17 protein-coding genes, 2 pseudogenes and 1 riboswitch are annotated in these 20,905 nt (G+C 43.0%); of the genes and pseudogenes, 4 read left to right on the top strand and 15 right to left on the bottom strand.

Features of this window, described 5'->3' with window-relative positions; genetic code table 11:
• Positions 1-127: 127 nt before the first annotated feature.
• The 5 genes and pseudogenes from AC07E5_RS14135 to AC07E5_RS14115 all read right to left on the bottom strand — a co-directional run.
• Positions 128-319, bottom strand: a pseudogene (locus tag AC07E5_RS14135) (MBL fold metallo-hydrolase); the annotation flags it as partial.
• 185 nt (positions 320-504) lie between these two features.
• Complete coding sequence (locus AC07E5_RS14130; protein ID WP_136144497.1) at positions 505-1,080, bottom strand: TMEM165/GDT1 family protein; 576 nt, start codon at positions 1,078-1,080, stop codon at positions 505-507.
• A 71-nt stretch (positions 1,081-1,151) separates the two neighbouring features.
• A riboswitch (yybP-ykoY riboswitch) is annotated at positions 1,152-1,312 on the bottom strand.
• 99 nt (positions 1,313-1,411) lie between these two features.
• Positions 1,412-3,391 carry a 2-oxo acid dehydrogenase subunit E2 gene (locus AC07E5_RS14125; protein WP_253132326.1) on the bottom strand — a complete coding sequence of 660 codons (1,980 nt, stop codon included), beginning with the start codon at positions 3,389-3,391 and terminating at the stop codon, positions 1,412-1,414.
• A 2-nt stretch (positions 3,392-3,393) separates the two neighbouring features.
• Positions 3,394-6,096 carry a pyruvate dehydrogenase (acetyl-transferring), homodimeric type gene (aceE, locus tag AC07E5_RS14120; RefSeq protein ID WP_253132328.1) on the bottom strand — a complete coding sequence of 901 codons (2,703 nt, stop codon included), beginning with the start codon at positions 6,094-6,096 and terminating at the stop codon, positions 3,394-3,396.
• 368 nt (positions 6,097-6,464) lie between these two features.
• On the bottom strand, positions 6,465-7,148 hold the full coding sequence (locus tag AC07E5_RS14115) for a M23 family metallopeptidase (protein ID WP_004974246.1): 684 nt from the start codon (positions 7,146-7,148) through the stop codon (positions 6,465-6,467).
• Between the two features lie 106 nt (positions 7,149-7,254).
• Here AC07E5_RS14115 and AC07E5_RS14110 point away from each other — a divergent pair, with 106 nt between their 5' ends.
• On the top strand, positions 7,255-7,695 hold the full coding sequence (locus AC07E5_RS14110; RefSeq protein WP_004974242.1) for a DciA family protein: 441 nt from the start codon (positions 7,255-7,257) through the stop codon (positions 7,693-7,695).
• A gap of 97 nt (positions 7,696-7,792) precedes the next feature.
• On the opposite strand, the gene lpxC is transcribed toward AC07E5_RS14110, so the two are convergent.
• The 8 genes from lpxC to gshB all read right to left on the bottom strand — a co-directional run bounded on the left by lpxC (position 7,793) and on the right by gshB (position 17,152).
• Positions 7,793-8,695 carry a UDP-3-O-acyl-N-acetylglucosamine deacetylase gene (gene lpxC / locus AC07E5_RS14105; protein ID WP_004974240.1) on the bottom strand — a complete coding sequence of 301 codons (903 nt, stop codon included), beginning with the start codon at positions 8,693-8,695 and terminating at the stop codon, positions 7,793-7,795.
• 123 nt (positions 8,696-8,818) lie between these two features.
• Positions 8,819-10,000, bottom strand: coding sequence for a cell division protein FtsZ (gene ftsZ, locus AC07E5_RS14100; protein ID WP_004974238.1), 1,182 nt, complete (start codon positions 9,998-10,000; stop codon positions 8,819-8,821).
• Between the two features lie 159 nt (positions 10,001-10,159).
• On the bottom strand, positions 10,160-11,422 hold the full coding sequence (gene ftsA, locus AC07E5_RS14095; RefSeq protein ID WP_004974236.1) for a cell division protein FtsA: 1,263 nt from the start codon (positions 11,420-11,422) through the stop codon (positions 10,160-10,162).
• 67 nt (positions 11,423-11,489) lie between these two features.
• On the bottom strand, positions 11,490-12,344 hold the full coding sequence (locus AC07E5_RS14090) for a cell division protein FtsQ/DivIB (protein WP_004974235.1): 855 nt from the start codon (positions 12,342-12,344) through the stop codon (positions 11,490-11,492).
• 2 nt (positions 12,345-12,346) lie between these two features.
• Positions 12,347-13,276 (bottom strand): D-alanine--D-alanine ligase, encoded by a 930-nt coding sequence (locus AC07E5_RS14085; protein WP_004974232.1) that lies wholly within the window; start codon positions 13,274-13,276, stop codon positions 12,347-12,349.
• A gap of 56 nt (positions 13,277-13,332) precedes the next feature.
• Positions 13,333-14,781, bottom strand: a complete 1,449-nt coding sequence (murC, locus tag AC07E5_RS14080; protein ID WP_096901645.1) for a UDP-N-acetylmuramate--L-alanine ligase — start codon at positions 14,779-14,781, stop codon at positions 13,333-13,335.
• Between the two features lie 3 nt (positions 14,782-14,784).
• Entirely contained in the window at positions 14,785-15,888 is a 1,104-nt protein-coding gene (murG, locus tag AC07E5_RS14075) for an undecaprenyldiphospho-muramoylpentapeptide beta-N-acetylglucosaminyltransferase (RefSeq protein ID WP_104852726.1), read from the bottom strand.
• A gap of 319 nt (positions 15,889-16,207) precedes the next feature.
• Positions 16,208-17,152 (bottom strand): glutathione synthase, encoded by a 945-nt coding sequence (gene gshB / locus AC07E5_RS14070; RefSeq protein WP_004974228.1) that lies wholly within the window; start codon positions 17,150-17,152, stop codon positions 16,208-16,210.
• A 116-nt stretch (positions 17,153-17,268) separates the two neighbouring features.
• Between gshB and AC07E5_RS14065 the strand changes: the two genes are divergently transcribed.
• The 3 genes and pseudogenes from AC07E5_RS14065 (at position 17,269) to AC07E5_RS14055 (ending at position 19,013) form a co-directional block, all read left to right on the top strand.
• The gene (locus tag AC07E5_RS14065; protein ID WP_070155853.1) at positions 17,269-17,463 is read left to right on the top strand and encodes a DUF3565 domain-containing protein; all 195 of its coding nucleotides are present in this window, start codon (positions 17,269-17,271) and stop codon (positions 17,461-17,463) included.
• An 84-nt stretch (positions 17,464-17,547) separates the two neighbouring features.
• A pseudogene (locus AC07E5_RS14060) lies at positions 17,548-18,770 on the top strand (IS256 family transposase).
• Positions 18,771-18,953: 183 nt separating this feature from the next.
• Entirely contained in the window at positions 18,954-19,013 is a 60-nt protein-coding gene (locus tag AC07E5_RS14055; protein WP_225531235.1) for a hypothetical protein, read from the top strand.
• Positions 19,014-19,061: 48 nt separating this feature from the next.
• Here the strand turns inward: AC07E5_RS14055 and AC07E5_RS14050 are convergent, their stop codons facing one another.
• On the bottom strand, positions 19,062-19,721 hold the full coding sequence (locus AC07E5_RS14050) for a hypothetical protein (RefSeq protein WP_253132330.1): 660 nt from the start codon (positions 19,719-19,721) through the stop codon (positions 19,062-19,064).
• On the bottom strand, positions 19,718-20,578 hold the full coding sequence (locus AC07E5_RS14045; protein ID WP_178867106.1) for a PAAR domain-containing protein: 861 nt from the start codon (positions 20,576-20,578) through the stop codon (positions 19,718-19,720). The genes AC07E5_RS14050 and AC07E5_RS14045 overlap by 4 nt, the downstream gene beginning before the upstream one ends.
• Positions 20,579-20,905: the final 327 nt, after the last annotated feature.

Raw genomic sequence — 20,905 nt, 5'->3', positions numbered from 1 at the left:
GTTCAAATGGCGATTCAGCGTTTAATTGGTTTTGGGAAAAAAGAAGAGTTTAAGGAAATTTTGGCAATTTTAAGAAGGCAGAACCCTGATAGGATAAGGGTTCTGTGAAATTTGTCGTGTACAGAGATTTATTTAATTCCATGGTCAGTGGTACATAGGTGAGGTCACCACCTGGGTCTAGCACTGCCACACGGTTATTATCAAGGATCAGAAATTGGTTAGCCTGAACACCTTCACCTTTGACCAAACTGGTAAAACTAATACATTTGTGTGTCCCATTGTCAAACAAGACCTGCGATGTTGTACGGTCAAATGCCATAACCAAACCCCGATTTTTTCATTTTAAAAATACGTTTTCTATGACTGAATAACATATAGCTATTTATGGAAAGTTACAATAAATAAAATAGCTTGGATTATCTGAAATATCAGTGAATTGCATCACAACTTACAAAAATAAATCCCAAGCATTTTGCTCAGGATTTATACACATTCACTGATTCTCTAGAAGAAATAATGCTGTGCCAAGGTCGATACACCAATAATTAAGAAAATCAGTGCGCCAATTTTATGAATTAATGCAATTGGTAAGCGGGTCGCCAGTTTATTACCAATAAATACCGCAGGCGCATTGGCGAGCATCATGCCTAATGTCGTACCCAGCATGACCCAGAAAATGCTGTCATAACGTGCCGCCAAAGCCACCGTGGCAATTTGGGTTTTGTCGCCAATTTCTGCCAAAAAGAACAGCACAAAGGTTGCACCAAACACACCATATTTTTGCCATTTGTTGATGCTTTCGGTTTCATCGTCCAACTGGTCTGGAATCAGCATCCAGATGGCCATTGCAATAAAGCCTAAAGATAAAATCCACAACAAGACTTCTGGGCTGAGTACGGTGGTAATCCACTGCCCTAACACTGCAGAAAGACCATGGTTAATCAGTGTTGCCAATAAAATGGCAACTAAAATAGGGGCAGGTTTACGAAAGCGGGCTGCGAGTAATAAAGCCAATAGTTGGGTTTTATCACCCATTTCGGCTAAGGCGACAATGGCAGTCGAGATGAGGAATTCATACATGATGTTTTTCTCTGGCTAGCACACATACCAATGACCTATCCCTCCTGCTAGCCAAAATCTGCAGAGTGATAAATCAAAGGTCTTGCCAACAAAAGAAAGCTTGAAAAAGCAGACTTGGTTCTTTGCTATGATGACCATGTTCTGTGGAACAAATATGTTGACCATCACCTTTTTACTGCATTCAGTTGAAACAGAAATTAGTAAAAAGCGGCTACTCCCCAATGAAGTACAGCTATTCTAAACGGAATACTGCGGTTAAGCAAATTTAGCCGAGTAACGGCACTGACAAAAAAACCCTGCCGTAGCAGGGTTTTATAAAGCTTTTCTGAATTTAGAGCAGCAAGCTACGAATATCTGCCAACAACTGGGTCAGTTTATGGGTAAAACGTGCTGCATCTGCACCATTAATCACCCGATGGTCATACGACAATGACAACGGCAACATCAAGCGCGGATCAAAGCCTTCACCATTCCAGACAGGCTGCATGGTCGCTGGTGAAATACCCAAAATCGCAACCTGCGGCCAGTTCACCAACGGCGTAAATGCCGTACCGCCAATCGAACCTAAACTGGTGATGGTAAAGTTTGCACCTTGTAAATCTTTAGGCGACAACTTTTTATCACGCGCTTTTTGACTCAACTCACCCAGTTCAATCGCAATTTGTTTAATCGATTTCTGATCTGGATTACGTAGTACAGGCACGGTTAAACCATCGGGGGTTGCCACCGCAATGCCCATGTGGATTTCTTTACGCAGCAGCACAGACTTTTGATCATCTGCCAGATGCGCAGCGAAATATGGCTCATCTTTCAGCAAATGCGCTACTGCTTTGGCAATGAACGCCAAAATGGTCAGGCTGACACCTTCTTTTTTGAAGTTGGCTTTCAATTCACTGCGCCACGCTTCTAGCTCAGTAATATCGGCCAAATCAAATTGCGTGACTTGTGGAATGTAATTGTTCAGGGACAATTGCGGAATTGACACTTGTTGTAAGCGCGTCAAACCTTTTTCTTCCACGCCACCAAATGCACTAAAATCAGGCAACTTTGGCAAACCTGTAACTTGCTGTGTTGTAGCAGCGACAGGAGCAGTCTGCGGCGCAGTAAGACGCGCTTTAACATAAGCCTTCAAGTCTTCTTTGAGTACACGCGCATGCGGGCCAGTGGCGTTTACATCGGCTAAAACAACACCTAACTCACGCGCCAGTTTACGCACAGCAGGGCCTGCATACACTTTTGCATTGGCTTCATTTTGCGCCTTGCTCAATTTGTCTACATTCGTATGTGCACTTGCTGCAACCGTTGTGGTTTGTGCTGTAGATGCAGCACTGACTGCTGGCGATGCACTTGGTGCAGAGGCAACTTGCGCTGCCGCAACTGCTGCTGGTGCAGCTGCGCCTGCAGTTACTATCGTCACTAAGGCATTGCCCTGCGCAACACTTTGTCCTAATTCCACGTGGATGGCTTGAATCACACCTGCGGTAGTACTTGGCACCTCAACCGTGGCTTTGTCTGATTCCACCACAATCAAACTTTGGTCAGCGGCGACTGTATCGCCTACTTGTACCAAAATTTCTGCCACTGTGGCTTTATCGACCCCTAAATCAGGCACTGCGACTTCAACCTGTGCTGATGCTGTTGTTTGTGGTGCCGATGCAGTTGCTGCGCTCGCTGTTGCAGCAGCCGCTTCTGCTGATGCCACTTGAGGTGTTTCCACCTGTGTGACTGCAGCAGCGGCGGTTTTCACTTTCAGAATCACCACACCTTCTTTTACGGTATCACCCGTATTGATTTGGATAGCGGTAACTGTACCCGACACCGTACTCGGCACTTCTACTGTGGCTTTGTCCGACTCCACCACAATAATACTTTGATCAACATCAATCGCATCGCCGACTTGTACTAAAATTTCCCCAACAACGGCTTTTTCCACGCCAATGTCAGGTACTTGTACATCTACTTCTTGTGCTGTGGTTGATGTCGCCGAGCTTGGCGCTGCAGCGACCACTGGTTCAGCATCTTGCTTCGGTGCAGCGTCCACTTCGGCTTGCGGTGCAGCAACTTCTGTAGCAGCTGCGGTTTGAGCTTCAGTTTCTAGCTCAATTAGCACCGCACCTTCAGTCACTTCATCGCCTTGTTGTACCAAAATACTTTTCACTACCCCTGCAGCGGTGCTGGGTACTTCAACAGAGGCTTTGTCTGATTCCAACAGGACAATGCTGTCATCAACTGCAATCGTGTCGCCAACTTTGACAAGAATATCTGCAACAGTGGCTTTATCGACACCAATATCAGGCGTTTGAATTTGCATGATCAGTGCTCCTCTTTGTAGTCAGCAACCGCTTGTACTTCAGGAACCGCTTGCGGTGCCCACGCGACAGGACGATCTGTATCTAACTCAAATGTCGAGATTGCATCTTTGACCAAACGCGCATCGACTTCGCCTTCATCAGCCAGTTTTTTCAAGGTGGCTACCACAATGTGTGCAGCATCGACCCCAAAGTAGCTACGCAAGTTACCGCGGGTATCGGAACGACCATAACCATCGGTACCTAAGGCAACAAATGGACGATTGTCTGGCAAGTAACCGCGAATTTGCTCGCTATAGGCGCGCATGTGATCGGTAGCAGACACGACAATGCCATCCTTGCCACGTAACTGTTGTGAGATCCACGGCTCTTTGCTTTCTTCAGCCAATGGATGCAAACGGTTGTATTCTTCACACGCCATACCATCACGCGCCAATTCATTAAAACTGGTCACACTGTAGACATTCGAGTGAATTTGATACTCTTCACGCAAGATTTTCGCCGCTTTGATGACTTCACGCAAAATCACGCCTGAACCCAGCAATTGAACCGTGGCTTTTTCATCTTCCTGCAGCAAATACATACCGCGCTTAATGCCTTCTTCCGCACCTTGTGGCATTTCAGGATGCTCGTAGTTTTCATTCATTACAGTGAGGTAATAGAACACGCGCTCCTGATTGACATACATGCGCTGCAAACCATCATGCACAATCACGGCAAGCTCATAACCAAAACATGGGTCATAAGACACACAGTTTGGAATAGTATTGGCTAAAATATGCGAGTGACCATCTTGGTGTTGCAAGCCTTCACCATTGAGTGTGGTACGTCCTGCAGTGGCACCCAACAAGAAACCTTGCGCCTGTGCATCACCTGCCGCCCATGCAATATCCCCAATACGTTGGAAACCAAACATGGAGTAATACATATACATTGGGATCATTGGTAAGTTATTGGTCGAATAACTGGTACCCAAAGCTGCCCAAGCACTCATTGCACCTGCTTCGTTAATGCCTTCTTGCAGCATGTGACCGTCTTTGGCTTCACGATAATGCATCAATTGTTCTTGGTCTTCAGGGGTGTATTTTTGCCCATGTGCGGCATAAATACCCAGTTGACGGAACATGCCTTCTAAACCGAAAGTACGTGCTTCATCGGGTACAATGGGTACCACACGGTCTTTAATGGCTTTTTCTTTGAGCAGGGCAGAAATCAAACGCACCATCACCATAGTGGTCGATTGTTCTTTGCCACCTGAACCTGCCAAGACTGAATCGAAAACTGATAATTCAGGAATTTGTAAAGCTTCGCTGTCTTTACGACGCGCAGGCAAATAACCACCCAACGCTTCGCGACGCGCTTTCATATATTTCAATTCAGGCGAATTTTCACTTGGACGATAGAACGGCACTTCTTCAAGTTGCTCATCGCTAAATGGCAAGTTGAAGCGGTCACGTACATATTTTAAAGAATCCAACTGCATTTTTTTGATTTGGTGGGTTTTGTTCACCGCTTCAATTTCATCAGACAAACCATAACCTTTGACGGTTTTGGCTAAAATGACCGTTGGCTGACCTTTAGCTTTGGTCGCTTCTGCATACGCCGCAAATACTTTGTACGGGTCGTGACCACCACGGTTCAGATTATCAATATCTTCATCGCTTAAATCTTTGACTAATTCTTTGGCTTCAGGATATTTACCAAAGAATTTCTCACGGGCGTATGCACCGCCTTTCACTTGCAAGCGCTGATAATCGCCATCCACCGCTTCTTCCATGATGGCTCTTAATGCACCTGTGTCGTCTTTGTCCAATAAAGCATCCCAATGACGCCCCCAGACCACTTTAATCACGCGCCAACCTGCGCCACGGAATAACGACTCAAGTTCTTGAATGATTTTACCGTTACCGCGTACAGGGCCATCTAAACGCTGTAAGTTACAGTTCACCACCCAAATCAGGTTATCTAGCTTTTCACGACCTGCCAGTGAAATTGCACCCAAACTTTCTGGCTCATCCATTTCACCATCGCCTAGATATGCCCAGACTTTACGGTCTTCTTCTTTAATTAAACCGCGGTTCATTAAATATTTTTGAATATGTGCCTGATAAATTGACATGATTGGACCCAGACCCATCGATACCGTTGGGAACTGCCAATAGTCAGGCATTAAATAAGGATGTGGATAGCTAGGTAAACCGTTACCGCCCACTTCACGGCGGAAATTATTCAATTGATCTTCGGTTAAACGCCCTTCTAAAAATGAACGGGCATAAATACCGGGTGCACAGTGACCTTGGTAGTAGATCATATCACCGCCAAAATGATCACTATTGGCACGGAAGAAATGGTTAAAACCAACATCATATAATGTGGCTGAAGATGCGAAACTTGCAAGGTGACCACCTAAATCATCACCTGTTTTATTGGCACGCAATACCATTGCCAACGCATTCCAGCGAATCAGGGCGCGAATACGACGCTCCATATCCTGATCGCCCGGCATGGCAGGTTGTTCTTCCACTGAAATGGTATTGAGGTAAGGAGTATTTAATCGCTGAATGGGTACATGCTTTGCAATTGCACGTTGGTACAGTTTTTCGAGTAAAAATGCTGCCCGTTCAGTACCCATATGTTGTAACACAGCATCAAAGGCGTCTTGCCATTCTTGGGTTTCTTGTGAGTCCGTATCACCGTAAAACGCCATAATTCACTATTCCTAAGCCTAATCGTATGCTTTATATGTATCATAATTTAGACTTTAGTAGATATGGCTAATCTTAAATGCATATCCTGCATACTATTTAGAAAATAAATAGTCATTGACACATTCTTACAGCAAGTAACAAAAAACCGCCAATTTAGGCGGTTTTTTATACAATAAAGCAGATACTGCGTGTTATTATTTTTTTAGGTGATAAGTTGATGTCTGAAATGTCTCACTAGATTTTGCTAAAAGCTAAAACGTGAGTATAAAGAAAAGCGACCTTTGCCGCTTTAATTTCATGTTTTAATTTGTAGTTCGCGTGTAGTTTACAGTGAGTGTGGCTAGAGCATGAATTTCTAGCCAAAACATTACGGCAACATTGCTAAATAGGTAGAAGGGTTCTTACGTTGACCATCTTTCACTACTTCATAATGTAAGTGAGGACCTGTACAACGACCTGTACAACCCACGTTGGCAATATGTTCGCCTGCATCTACACGGTCACCCACACGTGCAATTAAACGTGAAGCGTGTGCGTAGCGCGTGATATAACCATTACCGTGGTTAATTTCTACATATTGACCATAACCTGTGCCCCAGCCTGACTTGGTCACAATACCTGGGCCAGTCGCATAAATTGGAGTACCGCTTGGTGCAGCAAGGTCTAAGCCTGAATGGTTTTCAGCACGACCACTCATGACACGACCGCCATAGTTCGAGCTAATACGTGCATTTGGTAATGGATGTGACACTAACCAAGCATAAGGATTTGAAGAAGCAAAACGGGTGCTGGTATTGGTACCGTATTTTTTTGCTAAAGACGCATTGTTTAATTCTGTAGTCTTTTCACGAAGCTTAACGGTCATCTGCGTTTGTGCAGGAACATCAATGTCTTGTGTTTCTGTATAAGAACCTTGTGACAAGGTGCGGGTTAATTGCTCAATACGATCAGTCGATGAATTTTGAGAATCTAACTCAACTAAATCAGCAAATGCGACAGATGCTGCCGAAGCTGCCAGTGAAAACGCTAATAAAATACGGCGCGAATGCATAAAAAAACCTCTTAACTGTTCTTACTTGAAGTTCCTTGTGATCTCTTCCTTGATATCTACTGAAAGGAGCGCATAAGATTAGGGCATAAACATGAAGGAATGATGTATGTCCGAACCTGTGAATCTCTTTCAACAAACAAGAAAACACATAAAAACAGGAAACCTAACGTTTCTCTCAACCCAAGTTGCTGCATGGCAGAAACTTGGCAAACTTATTCAACCTTTACTGCCGCAACCAGAGCAATGGCAGGTGGTTTGTTATCAACAAGGTGTCTTAACCATTACTGGAACGAATCAAGCGATGGTCAGTCAACTTGCTTATTTGCAAAAGCAATACATTACTCAACTGTCACAACTGCATGAACTGAAAGACATACAAAAAATTCAAGTTCGTTTAAGAGTTGAATCTCAAACGCCCCCAAAAAGCGAAAAGCCTTTAAGAACACTTAGTCCAGAAACTCAAGATATGTTACGAGGTGCTGCTGACTTTGTGAGCGACCCTAAGCTTAGCCAAGCTTTGTTACGTTTGGCAAGCAATAAAAAATAATTGTTTGCAGAAAACACCAAAAACTCGTGCTCAAATTTGTGATGAAATTCACATATTATTGTTGTTACATTATAACGTAGTAAGAAAAGACAATGACTTATGTCACATGCACAAAAGTGATCGGGCAAGAATTTATGTCATCAAATGTTACAATTTCATAACTGCTTGGATCGCTCTGAACATTGCGTAATAACTGATTATTTAAGGCATGTCCTGATTTATAACCATCAAACTTGGCAATAATTTGATGTCCAAGCAAGTACAAATCCCCCACAGCATCTAAAATTTTATGCCGTACAAACTCGTCCGAGAAGCGCAAACCTTCTTCATTGACCACGCCTGTATCATCTACCCCAATGGCATTATCTAAACTCGCACCCAAAGCCAAATTATTGGCTTTTAAATAGTCCAAATCTTTCATAAAGCCAAAAGTACGTGCGCCACTGACTTCATAGACAAAGGTTTCTGTAGAAAAATCGATGGTGGCAGACTGATATTCTTTTTTAAAGGCAGGATGATCAAAGTCGATGGTGAAATTGAGCTGAAAACCTTCATGCGGACTGAACACCGCACGTTTATCGTCAATTAAAGCTTCTACAGGTTTTAAAATTTTGATGAACTTTTTCGCAGCATCCTGTTCTTTTAAACCACCCTGCATCAACAAATAAATAAAAGGCCCTGCACTGCCGTCCATAATGGGCACTTCAGAGGCAGACACTTCAATAATCAAGTTATCAATGCCCAACCCTGCAATTGCACTCATAACATGCTCAATAGTGCCAACTTTGGCATTATCCTGAACCAAATTCGAGCACATAAATGCTTCTTGAATCAGCATGGCATCGGCTGGAATATCGACAGGCGGATTTAAATCGATACGACGAAACACAATTCCCCCATCGGCATGATGCGGCACAAAGTTGATCAATACTTTTTGACCACTGTGCAGACCAATACCGCTCGCCTTGACGACACGTTGTAGGGTACGTTGTTTCAGCATGTTCTCAATTCATCTAAATTTTAAAACCGCTATACGTTAGCATATTTAGCCATTGATAAAAAACAAAAAAGGCAGTTTAAAACTGCCTTTTCCCGATCACACAATGAAATTGAGGATCTTGGCTTATTTACGCTGCTGATTTTTCAAATAGTCTTGAATACTCATTGGCGTTGGACGCGCAGAGCCTGATGTTGTTGTCGCACTAATTGCAGGCGCAGTTTCTGCCTGCTGACGCTGAATTGCAGGCACATCATCTTCTTCTACTGCCGCTGTTGGTGCTGCAGAAGTGGTTTGTGTCACGGTGCGTTTTGCAGGCTCTGGTGTATCGCCTGTGTTACGCGCTAAACCAGTAGCAATAACAGTCACGCTAATTTCGTCACGCGCTTCAGGATCAAATACCGTACCGTAGAATACTTGGGTTTGTTCGGTATCTGAAAGTTGATGAATCACGTCCATGATCTCTTCGATTTCACCGAAGGTCACATCATCACCACCCGTTACGTTAATCAACAAGCCTTTGGCATTGGCAATGGTTACGCTATCGAGCAATGGGCTACGAATCGCTTGTTCAGCCGCTTGACGCGCACGGTTTTCACCACGACCTGAACCAACACCCATCATCGCATAACCGCGCGTACTCATCGCAGTTTTCAAGTCAGCAAAGTCTAGGTTGATGTGACCTGGACGTACCACCAAATCAAAAATACTGCGTACACCGTTCAACAAAACGTCATCGGCTTTTTTATACGCATCTTTCATTGAAATGTCGCGGTAAACTTTCATTAAACGCTGGTTTGGAATAATGATTAAAGAGTCTACATGCTGTTCTAATGCCGCAATCCCTTTTTCCGCAGAAAGTAAGCGACGCTTACCCTCAAAGTTAAATGGCGTAGTCACCACACCAACAGTCAAAATGCCCATTTCTTTGGCAATTTCAGCCACAACTGGCGCAGCACCTGTACCTGTACCACCGCCCATCCCTGCAGTCACAAACACCATGTCTGTGCCTTCAAGTTGCTGACAGATCAGCTCGCGGCTTTCTTCCGCTGCAGTTTGACCCACTTGAGGATCACCGCCCGCGCCTAAACCACGTGTGCTTTGCTCACCTAGCTGGATTTTGAATTGCGAATTCATGCGATCCAATGCTTGTTTGTCCGTATTGGCACAAACAAATTTTACACCCTGAATATCCGACTCAAGCATGTGCTGCACAGCGTTACCACCTGCACCACCCACACCAAACACAGTGAAACGGGCTTGACCGTTGCTATCGGTTTGATCATCTATAAATTCAAATGAGGCCATGACCTTTAGATTTCCTAATACGTTATTGGCAGTCACTTAAGCCCGTATACTGCCTTGATCTTCATAAAAATTATTTTTAAGAATGCTGTTCAACTTCTGGCTTGTCAAGTACCAGTGATGATCCGTACAACTTCCTAACAATATTCCCAAAAAACTCAACTAAAAAATAGATTTTAACTTTTCGTTCAAGCCAGACCATGCCCGTCCGACACGCCCCCAAACCGATAAGGTTTCAGGGTCTTCATGTTCTACAATCGTGTCTTGAGTATAGTTTTGACTATAAAGCAATAAGCCTGATGCTGTTGCATATTGTGAACGGCGTAAGGCGGCCTGATGCGGTTCATCGGCATAAACTTGTGAAGGATGATTCCCCAAGTGTGCCGAAACACCCAACATACGACGTACCAAGCTGATCATGCCTTCAATTTGTGAGGCATCACCCGCCAAAACCACACCATGATATAAACCATGAATGGCACCGCTCTTTTCGAGTTCCTGACGAATTTGTGCAAAAATTTCTTCATAACGCGCAATAATAATTTCCGCCAGTTCAATACGGCTAATGGTTTGCGGCCCATCAATGCCCTGAATCTGAATCATGTGATCAGGTTTGACCACTTTCATATCTACACAGCCATACAATAGCTTAATCCGTTCAGCTTCTTCAGTTGTGGTTTGTAACACCGCTGCAATATCGCGGGTGACATGCTCACCACCACGCTGCAAAGTGTGTGCCAAGGCCAAACGTCCATCTAAATAAACTGCAATACTGGTCGTACCTGCGCCAATATCTACCAGACACACACCGTATTCTTTTTCATCTTTAAGCAGACTGGCTTCTGCAGTGGCTAAATTTGACACCACCATTTTTTCGACACCAATATTGGCACCTTTTAAAGCACGGTCTAAATTCTGCATGGTGCTAATAGGCAACATCATCAATTGATAATGCCCCGTCATGCTATGTGCTGACATACGAATTGGGTTTTGTACCCATTCACCCGAATCATCTAAATCGAAACCGAGTGGTACTGCACTCACCAAATAATGGTCTGAGGTGAGGTGACTGGCTTTGGCCAAGTCCAAGGCGCGTACCACTTCACTGGTGGTAATGGTGTGATCACTACTTTCAATAGGTGTGCGACCTGAAGCATAAAAGCTTTTTAGCTCTGCACTAGGAATAGAAATCCATGCCGAATGCACACGGCATTCCGCCATATCTTCCGCTTCTTGCACGGCATTTTTAATTGCAGTAATCACTTTATCGAGACTGACAATTTTTCCCTTACTCATGCCTCGATTACGTGCGGTGGCCATACCAATGACTTGGATATTGTCTGGCGCATGGACCTTAGCAATCAAAACTGAAACTTTGTGCGTCCCAATGTCAATCGCAACAACCGAGGGAACAGCTTCACTCATTTATTCACTACCATTACCAGTATGTTTAATTTATGGCTTAATGCCTCTATTTTTTTAAAGCCCAATATTATGGCTTTGCTCTTATTCCCTCTGCAATGCTTGTGTCATCAATCGTTACAACAAAGTGACCATTTGCAATTTTTGGCGGAATTGAGTTTTTCCATTGAATGGCTAAACCATTGCGATAACGCAAATCGATGGCGGATATTTTAGACCATACAGGTTTCAAATCACTTTGTGCAAGATGCCCCAAGCGCTGCAGCTTACTCATGGTTTGATCTTTATCTACAATAACACGTAGACCTGAATCAAACTGCATAAACCACGTCATACGTTCTGTTAAATATAGTTCTTTTAAACGATCGTTGACGGGTAAGAATAATTGGTTAATTTCATTATAACGACGCATCATCATTTTAGATTGATGCGTTGGCCCGTGTAATAACGGTAAATGTTGATTATTTTGTGGCGTGACCTCGGTAAAGACTTCACCGCTGTCACTGAGCAAACGACCTGTCCCCCAACGTGCAATTGGATGACGCGGCATAACCCGCACACGAATAGCATTCGGCCACGCACGTGAAACCACCACTCGATCTACCCAAGACAACTCCAAAGCGGTATCGCGGATTTGCTCTAGGTCAGAGGTGAAATAGTTCTTGGTCATTACAGGGTTCACATGCGTCATCACTTGGCGGTGTTCCGCATCTGAACGTGTACCCACTACATCTAGCTTGGCAATTTGTGCATCGGTCATGACTTTGTATAGCCCGTACGCACCCACTGCCAACACGAGCACCGCAACGCACAGCATTACCCAACCGCCAAAATGAATCAGCTTTTCTTTGGCTGTTGGCGGTTTGTCATGAATCGAGGTAATCGCTGCCCGTTTACGGCGCAAGGATGCAGGAAGTTGAGCCATATTTAGTGTGCTTCACCTGTAAGGGTTTGTGCCAAAATTGCCACACACAGCTCATCAAAACTATAGCCGACTGCATTTGCCGCTTTCGGAACTAAAGAGTGGCTGGTCATTCCCGGCACGGTATTCACTTCCAATAGCCAGAAATTGCCGTTCTCATCTTGCATGGCATCAATACGACCCCAGCCACTTGCACCCACGGCTTGGAAGGCACGTAATGCCAAAGCTTGTAACTGTTGCTCTTCGGCAGTGCTTAAACCACACGGAATACCGTATTGCACATCATTACGTTGATATTTGGCTTCATAATCATAGAACGCCACATCTTTCGGTGGTTCTAAACGAATAATCGGTAAAGCCTGACCATTTAACAGCACGATGGTAAATTCACGTCCTGTAATCCATTTTTCAGCCATAACAATAGCGTCATGTGCAGTTGCTTTCGCTACAGCATCGGCAAAGTCTTCTACTTTTTCGACTTTGCTCATGCCAATACTTGAACCTTCATGTACAGGCTTGATGATGAGTGGTAAACCCAATTCGGCAACCACGTCTTCAATATTGGAATCTTTGCTAACAATACGATATGGCGCAGTTGGCAAGTCAGAACCTTGCCAAATTTGCTTGGTCTTCACTTTGTCCATGCCAATGGCTGAACCTTGCACGCCCGTACCCGTGTATGGAATATTCAACCATTCCAAAACACCTTGAATTTGACCATCTTCACCACCGCGCCCGTGTAACACAATAAAGGCACGATCATAATTGACCAATTCGGTCACGCTACGTGTTTGTGGATCAAATGCTTCTGCATTGACCCCAGAACGTAGCAGTGCTTCGAGTACTGCTTGACCGCTGTCTAGAGAAACCTCACGCTCAGCAGATTTTCCACCCAATAACACGGCAACTTTGCCGAACTTTGAAGCATTTGACACGTTTATATCCTTAAACTTTAAACTGGTCGATCAAATTCAAACATCACAGGTTGTGATTATTTTAAATATAAATGGTTTTGTGCAAGCTCGATTGAAATCGCCCCCACATTACCTGCACCTTGGGTCAATAACAAGTCATTGGCCTGTAACACTTGTTTCACAATATTCGGTAGGTTGCCGTCATTTGGATCGACCAAAATTGGCTCAACCTGACCACGCAAACGAATACTGCGTGCCAAAGTACGGCTATCTGCGCCAACAATTGGTTTTTCACCCGCAGGATAAACATCGAGCAATAACAATTGATCGACTTGTGACAACACTTCCACAAAGTCATCAAAACAGTCACGGGTGCGACTAAAACGGTGTGGCTGGAACAACATCACCAAACGGCGATCAGGATGACTTTGACGCGCAGCTTTAATGGTGGCTTCCACTTCTTTCGGGTGATGTCCGTAGTCATCTACCAATTTCACATTGCCGTCTGCTACCGCAAACTCACCTTGTACTTGGAAACGACGACCGACACCGCTAAAGCCTTCTAAAGCACGGCAAATTGCACCATCAGAAACGCCTTCATCGGTGGCAATTCCAATTGCAGCCAAGGCATTCAATACGTTATGCAGCCCCGGTTGATTCACCGTCACGCGTAACGGTTCGCGGTCTTTACGCAGTACAGTAAAGTGTGTGCGCATACCGTCTTGATCAACATCAACGGCACGAATATCGTTGTCTTCATTAAAACCATAGGTCAATACAGGGCGCCCGATACGCGGCATGATTTCACGAATATTGGCATCATCACCACACACCACAGCCAAACCGTAGAATGGCAGTTTGTGCAAAAATTGAATAAAGGTATCTTTTAAGGTATCGAAACTACCACCATAGGTGTCCATGTGGTCGGCATCAATATTGGTCACCACAGCCGCCATTGGCTCTAGGAATAAGAACGATGCATCAGATTCATCGGCTTCTGCCACGATATAACGGCTCGCACCCAATGCTGCATTGACCCCAGTACGGTTTAGCAAACCACCAATCACGTAAGTTGGATCCATGTTTTCTTCGGCCAACATACAGGTGATTAAACTGGTAGTGGTGGTTTTACCATGTGTACCCGCGACTGCAATACCATGACGGTAACGCATCAACTCGCCCAGCATTTCAGCACGACGCACCACAGGAATACGGGTGTCAATTGCTGTTTTAATTTCTGGGTTTTCTGGGTCAATTGCAGTAGACACCACCAACACATTGGCGCCTTTAATATTCTCTGCCGCATGCCCAATATAAACCTTGATGCCGTTTTCTTCTAATTGCGCTGTGGTTTTTGAAGCTTTGATGTCTGAACCCGACACTTTATAGCCTTGATTTTTCAAGACTTCGGCAATACCACACATCCCCGCGCCACCAATACCCACAAAATGAATGTGTTTGATACGGCGCATTTCAGGCACTTTGATTAATTTTTTCGCTTGATCAGCGGGTGTAGATGGAGACATATTTTACTCGAACAATGCTTGAATAAGACGAACCACGTGTTGAGTTGCATCAGGCTGCGCCTGCTGACGGGCTTTGACCGCCATTTCAGACAACAATTGACGATTCATTAACGGGGTTAATAATGTTGTTAAACTTTCGGGAGTCATACTGGCTTGCGGACAGATTTTTGCTGCACCCAAATCGGCTAAAAATTTGGCATTGGCAGTTTGGTGATCATCCACCGCACTAGGCAATGGTACAAATACTGCTGCAACACCTGCAGTCGCGACCTCGGTTACCGTGAGTGCGCCCGCACGACAAATAATTAAATCGGCATCACTATAGGCTTTGGCCATATCTTCAATAAAAGGCTGTACCTCAACCTGTAAATGGTCAGGCTTGTGTGCATAACGTGCCTGCGTCGCATCGGCATGGTTTTGCCCACATTGATGATAAACATCTAAAGCGACATTTAGTTGCTTTAACGCTTCAGGTACACATTCATTTAAGGCTTGTGCACCTAGTGAACCACCCACAATTAAAATACGAATTGGCAAGCCTGCTTTTTCACGTTCCTGATAGCGCCATGCAGGGCTTAAGGTCGCAGTGATTTCTTCACGAACAGGGTTGCCTGTGGTGACAATTTTGTTACTGTTTGGAAAGGTATTTGGGAAAGCCTGACACACGGTTTTTGCCACACGTGACAATTGAGTGTTGGTAAAACCCGCAACTGCATTTTGTTCGTGAATCAGCACAGGAATACCCAAAGCACGTGCTGCCAAGCCACCCGGCCCTGCCACATAACCACCAAAACCTGCAACAGCATCAACTTTTAATTGCTTCATGTAACGCACAGCACTGAGCGTTGCGCCTAAAATTTTAAATGGTGCAGCCAGTTTACGGATCAAACCGTTGCCACGTACACCTTGAATATTAATTTGGTAAATTGGGATATTATGATTTTTAAGCAGACGATTTTCCATGCCCGTTGGGGTCGCCAACCATGACACTTGAATCCCTTGTTGCTGTAATTGTTTTGCGACGGCCAAAGCGGGAAAAACATGTCCACCTGTACCTGCGGCCATCATCATGACATGTTTAGGCTGTTGTTGCTGTGCGTCAGTCACGGTTTAATTCTTCAACTCAAAATAAGGCAAATAAAAATCTTGTATAAGCTATCAATTGTAATCACAAACGCATGGGCTTGAAAGGTTATTTACTTTTTTTCACCAAGTGCTTGATTGTTTTTTTCTACAGATTTTCAAGTTTAAACTAGTTTTATTATTAATCTACGGAAAATGTTAAGTTTTATTCAATTTTACCTGCTTTGATTGATCTATTTTGCAAAGTGTTTAAGTTGTTTTTTGTATCCACGTCTCTAAAAACAAGGCCGCTTTCAAATAGAAAACGGCTTTTGTATTGATACAGTGAGCATAAAGCCCAAACTTAGTTGGGACGACCTGCTTCAAGTACGGTAAATAAATCATCGGCAATGGATGTACCAAACTGTGCATCAATTTCACGAATACACGTTGGACTGGTCACGTTGATTTCAGTGACATAGTTGCCAATCACATCTAATCCGACAAAAACCAAGCCTTTTTCACGTAAAAATGGCCCGACTTTGGCGGCAATGGCTTTGTCATTTTCAGTCAATGGACGTGCTTCGCCTAAACCACCTGCAGCTAAGTTGCCACGCACTTCGCCATTTTGTGGAATTCGTGCCAAACAATAAGGCACAGGCTCACCATTAACCATGAGGATGCGTTTATCACCATCTACAATTTCTGGAATATAGCGCTGCGCCATGATTGGCTGAGTGCCGTTGTTGGTCAGAATTTCAATGGTTGAGCCAATATTGACCCCATCTTGGTACAAACGGAAAATTCCCATGCCGCCCATGCCATCGAGCGGTTTAACGATCACATCACCATGTTGCTGAATAAATTCACGAATCAGGCTTTGTTGTGAAGTGACCAATGTCGGAACTTGTAGTTCTGGGAATTGAGTCGCAAACAGCTTTTCATTACAGTCACGCAGGCTTTGCGGCTTGTTGATGATCCATGCGCCTTCGCGTTCAGCTTGCTCTAAAATATATGTGGTATAAACGAAATTCATGTCAAAAGGCGGGTCTTTACGCATGAGAATGACATCATAATCAGCTAAGGATTCTTTGCGTTTTTCGCCCAATTCGTAATAATGGTTATAATCTTCAAAGACTTTGAGCGATGCAATCAGACCAAATGCCTTGCCCTGATCAATATATAAGTCTTGCTGTAATGCATAGCCCAAGGTATGCCCACGACGGCTTGCCGCCCATAACATCGCCATGGTTGAGTCTTTTTTCAAATTGACACTTTCGATGGGATCCATCACAACAAGTACGCGCATATTTCGGTGCTCTTTTGAAGAATTGAATAAGCAAAAGTATAGCGGAGTTTGGCTTTGGTTTTGCTGCAATTTTCGTAACGCTTTATCCACGATCATCATGCACTTAGGAGTATGCGATGCAACAAGCGATTATTGGTTTTCATTTAGATGAAGAAAATGATTGGGTCGCAGATTTGGCCTGCGGTCATGGGCAGCATGTGCGGCATAATCCACCGTGGCAAAACCGCCCGTGGGTAATCACAGAGCAAGGGCGCAAGGAAAAGTTGGGGGTGATGCTGGAGTGTAAGAAGTGTGAGGAGGAGACTGAGTGAATACGCTTAGGGAGACTGTAAATAAAACTGTGTAAACGCTTAAACTATCCCTCAACGCTGTTGGGGGCAACACAGGTGTTTACCATGAAAGATGAAGCAATGCTGGCATTGGCAAAAGAATTTGCCAAGAACTTAAAAACAGAAGCTGACCTGAATAATTTCAGTAAAGCTCTAAAGAAACTCACCGTTGAAACTGCACTCAATGCTGAACTGACTGAACATTTAGGCTATGAGAAGAATAGTCCTCGTATAGGCAAAAATACACGTAATGGCTATACAACCAAACGGCTATTTACTGATGATGGTGAATTTGAACTAGACACGCCTAGAGATCGTGATGGCACTTTTGAGCCCCAGCTGATCAAGAAGATGAGAAGCAGCGCTTCGCAAGGCGTATCACACAAATGGATAGCCAAATCCTATCCCTATACGCCAAAGGCATGACGACACGAGATATTGTTGCCACATTCAAGGAAATGTACGATGCGGACGTCTCCCCAACGCTTATTTCCAAAGTGACGGATGCAGTTAAAGAACAAGTAATAGAATGGCAAAATCGACCATTGGATGCCCTTTATCCTATTGTCTATATGGATTGTATCGTGGTGAAAGTGCGTCAAGATAGTACGATTATTAACAAAGCGGTGTATCTAGCATTAGGTGTCAATACAGACGGACAGAAAGACTTATTAGGTATGTGGGTGTCAGAAAACGAAGGTTCTAAATTTTGGCTCTCAGTCCTTACAGAACTGAAAAATCGTGGTTTAAAGGATATTCTGATTGCCTGCGTAGATGGACTGAAGGGCTTTCCTGATGCAATCAATACAATTTACCCTGATACGCATATTCAGTTGTGTATCATCCACATGGTACGCAACAACCTTAAATATGTGAGTTGGAAAGACTACAAAGCTGTCACAGCCGATTTAAAAAAGATATATCAAGCTGTTACAGAAGACGCAGCCTTACAGGCTTTAGATGAATTTGGACAAAAATGGGATGAGAAGTATCCTCAAATCAGCAAGTCATGGCTTGCCAACTGGTCGAATCTCAACACGTTCTTCGCTTACTCTATGGATATTCGCAAAGCGATTTACACGACGAATGCGATTGAATCATTGAACAGCGTTATCCGCCATGCAACCAAGAAAAGAAAAATCTTCCCAACTGATGATTCCGTGAAAAAGGTGGTATATTTAGCAATTATGGCAGCAAGCAAAAAATGGACGATGCCTATTCAGAATTGGAAAGCTGCTATGAATCGCTTTAGTATCATGTTTGAAGAGCGTGTAACCAAGTATTTTTAAAACTGTATTTACACAGAATTATTTATACCCTCCGCTTAGATACTCAGTGTTATTCATACCCTCTTCATACCCCAAATGTCTCCTTTTAAGTCGTGCGTGTATAGCATTCTTCGCTGCCATTAAAGGGCGATCTGGTCTCATCCATGGAACTCGAGAACTTGTGGTGCATCGCACTATGTTGTCGTGTATGACGTTAAAGATTCTGTTCGTATTTTAAGAATTTTGCATACATCACAACAGTAGGGTTAGGTTGATGTATTTACGCACTCCTGAAAACCAATACAACAAAGATCACTGGTAACTAGCGATCTGTTCAATCGCCAACTCATAAGAACTTTCAAACTGATATTTCAGCGTTTTATCTTGAGTAGAATGAATAAAATCTTCCATTTTTTGTCTATATTCTTCATGTCCTGCCTTATACATCGCGAGTAAGTACCCCCACTCACCATATAAATATTCAGAGTCATTTTTAAGAGTGACTTTCAATGTCTTTTCCAGCAATGACGCTACTTGGGCATAACATTTTTCATATTCATTTTTAGGCTTTTTAGCGTAATAGCTCAACTCACATTGAGTCAGTAAACGTGCTTCGCTAAACCTAGTTTTTAACATTTTACTATTTAAATCATAAGCTTCTTTATACATGGCTGTGGCTAAGTAAATCTGCATTTGCAACTTTTCTCGCTCGGAATCATTCTTAATTTTGCTTATTTCAGACAAACTATCTTTCATTACCTTATTCGCATGTTCTCTTTCCCTAAAATTCAAATTATGAATCGTATCTTTATATTTTTTTATAATAGATTGATCTTCTGCAGAAAGACTCTGGGCAGCTTCACTATCTTGAGTGAGTTCAACTTCACCATGATGTGTATTATGTCCATTAGATGAGCAGGCAGTGCTTCCGAATATCAAGAAGGCTGTTAAAAAAATAAGAAAATTCTTCATCTAACTTCCCTTGCTGCGGAATTTAAAGTAAAGCTGTGGGTTGTAAAACTGGGTATCGGGGTAACAACTCCACCGCTAAACGTCAATACATATCCAAGATCTAATTCAACCCTCAATAGGAGTAAATCAGGCTCAGGCAAGGTAATGTTACAGAAACCTACTGGTTCTTTTCCTCGCTCAATACTCCAAACCCCACCATCAGACTTCAATTCTTGTATTTTTAATAATTCAGATTTTCTATTTTTTTCTTTATAGAGTCTTAGAGTTGCATAAGGAGTGATTTTATTTGCATCATGTTTTACAACTGGCGGGTGATATGAAACTGTTATAAACAGATTCTTTTTCTTTAAAATAGATGTAACGATAAAATCACATGCTCCTGAAACTATTTGTAAAACACTCCCAAATAGCCCTTTTTTATCTTCATCGTATGGAGGAATTCCTGTTTTAAATTTTACATAATCGGTTTTATTAAACTCAATATAATAGTTCTCATACTTCCTCTTATTTGTAAAACTATTTATTAAATTCTGTTGAGCACTTATAGGCAGAGTTTGCTCAGTTTGAGGATTAGAAACTATATGATAATTAGCATTACTCCCACCAACAACATGCGACTGTTGCGGCTGAATAATAGCACCGCATGTTAATTTATCCCCGACATAAGCAACTGGCTTACCATCAAAGATAATATGGTCATGGCTTTTAATCACTGAAGACCAACATTTACATCTTGGACAGAAATGCCCATCGCCCGCTCTAACAAAAGAATTGCCCATTTGAGAATTTCTTATCTGAGTAGCTAGAATACGACCACCATGATTAGTTGGTGCATTATGAATAGCAAAACCTCTCATAATCTTAATCCTTATAGTTTAGTCATGACTAAGAGAGTTCTGAAATGTTAATTGATCTTTAAAAATGTATATTGCCACCGAATTGTTAAAAGTATCAATAATTTCATCGCCATTCTTTAATTGACTACTGACCAATAGAGCAGTGATACCTTCAACAACTTTTAAGATTTGCTCAATCTCTTTTGAGAACATCTGTTGTTCTAGTGTTTTGATAAATAATTTGTATAACGAAGTTGATCTTGTCATTTTTGAGTTCGTATATGTTTTTATTATATAATGCGAAGTATAACAAACTTTTAAATTAGTAAAAAATCATAGTACTTTTCT

This window comes from Acinetobacter seohaensis, assembly GCF_056431365.1.
Note: the sequence above shows the minus strand (reverse complement) of the source record. Positions and strands in the feature narration are given on the sequence as shown.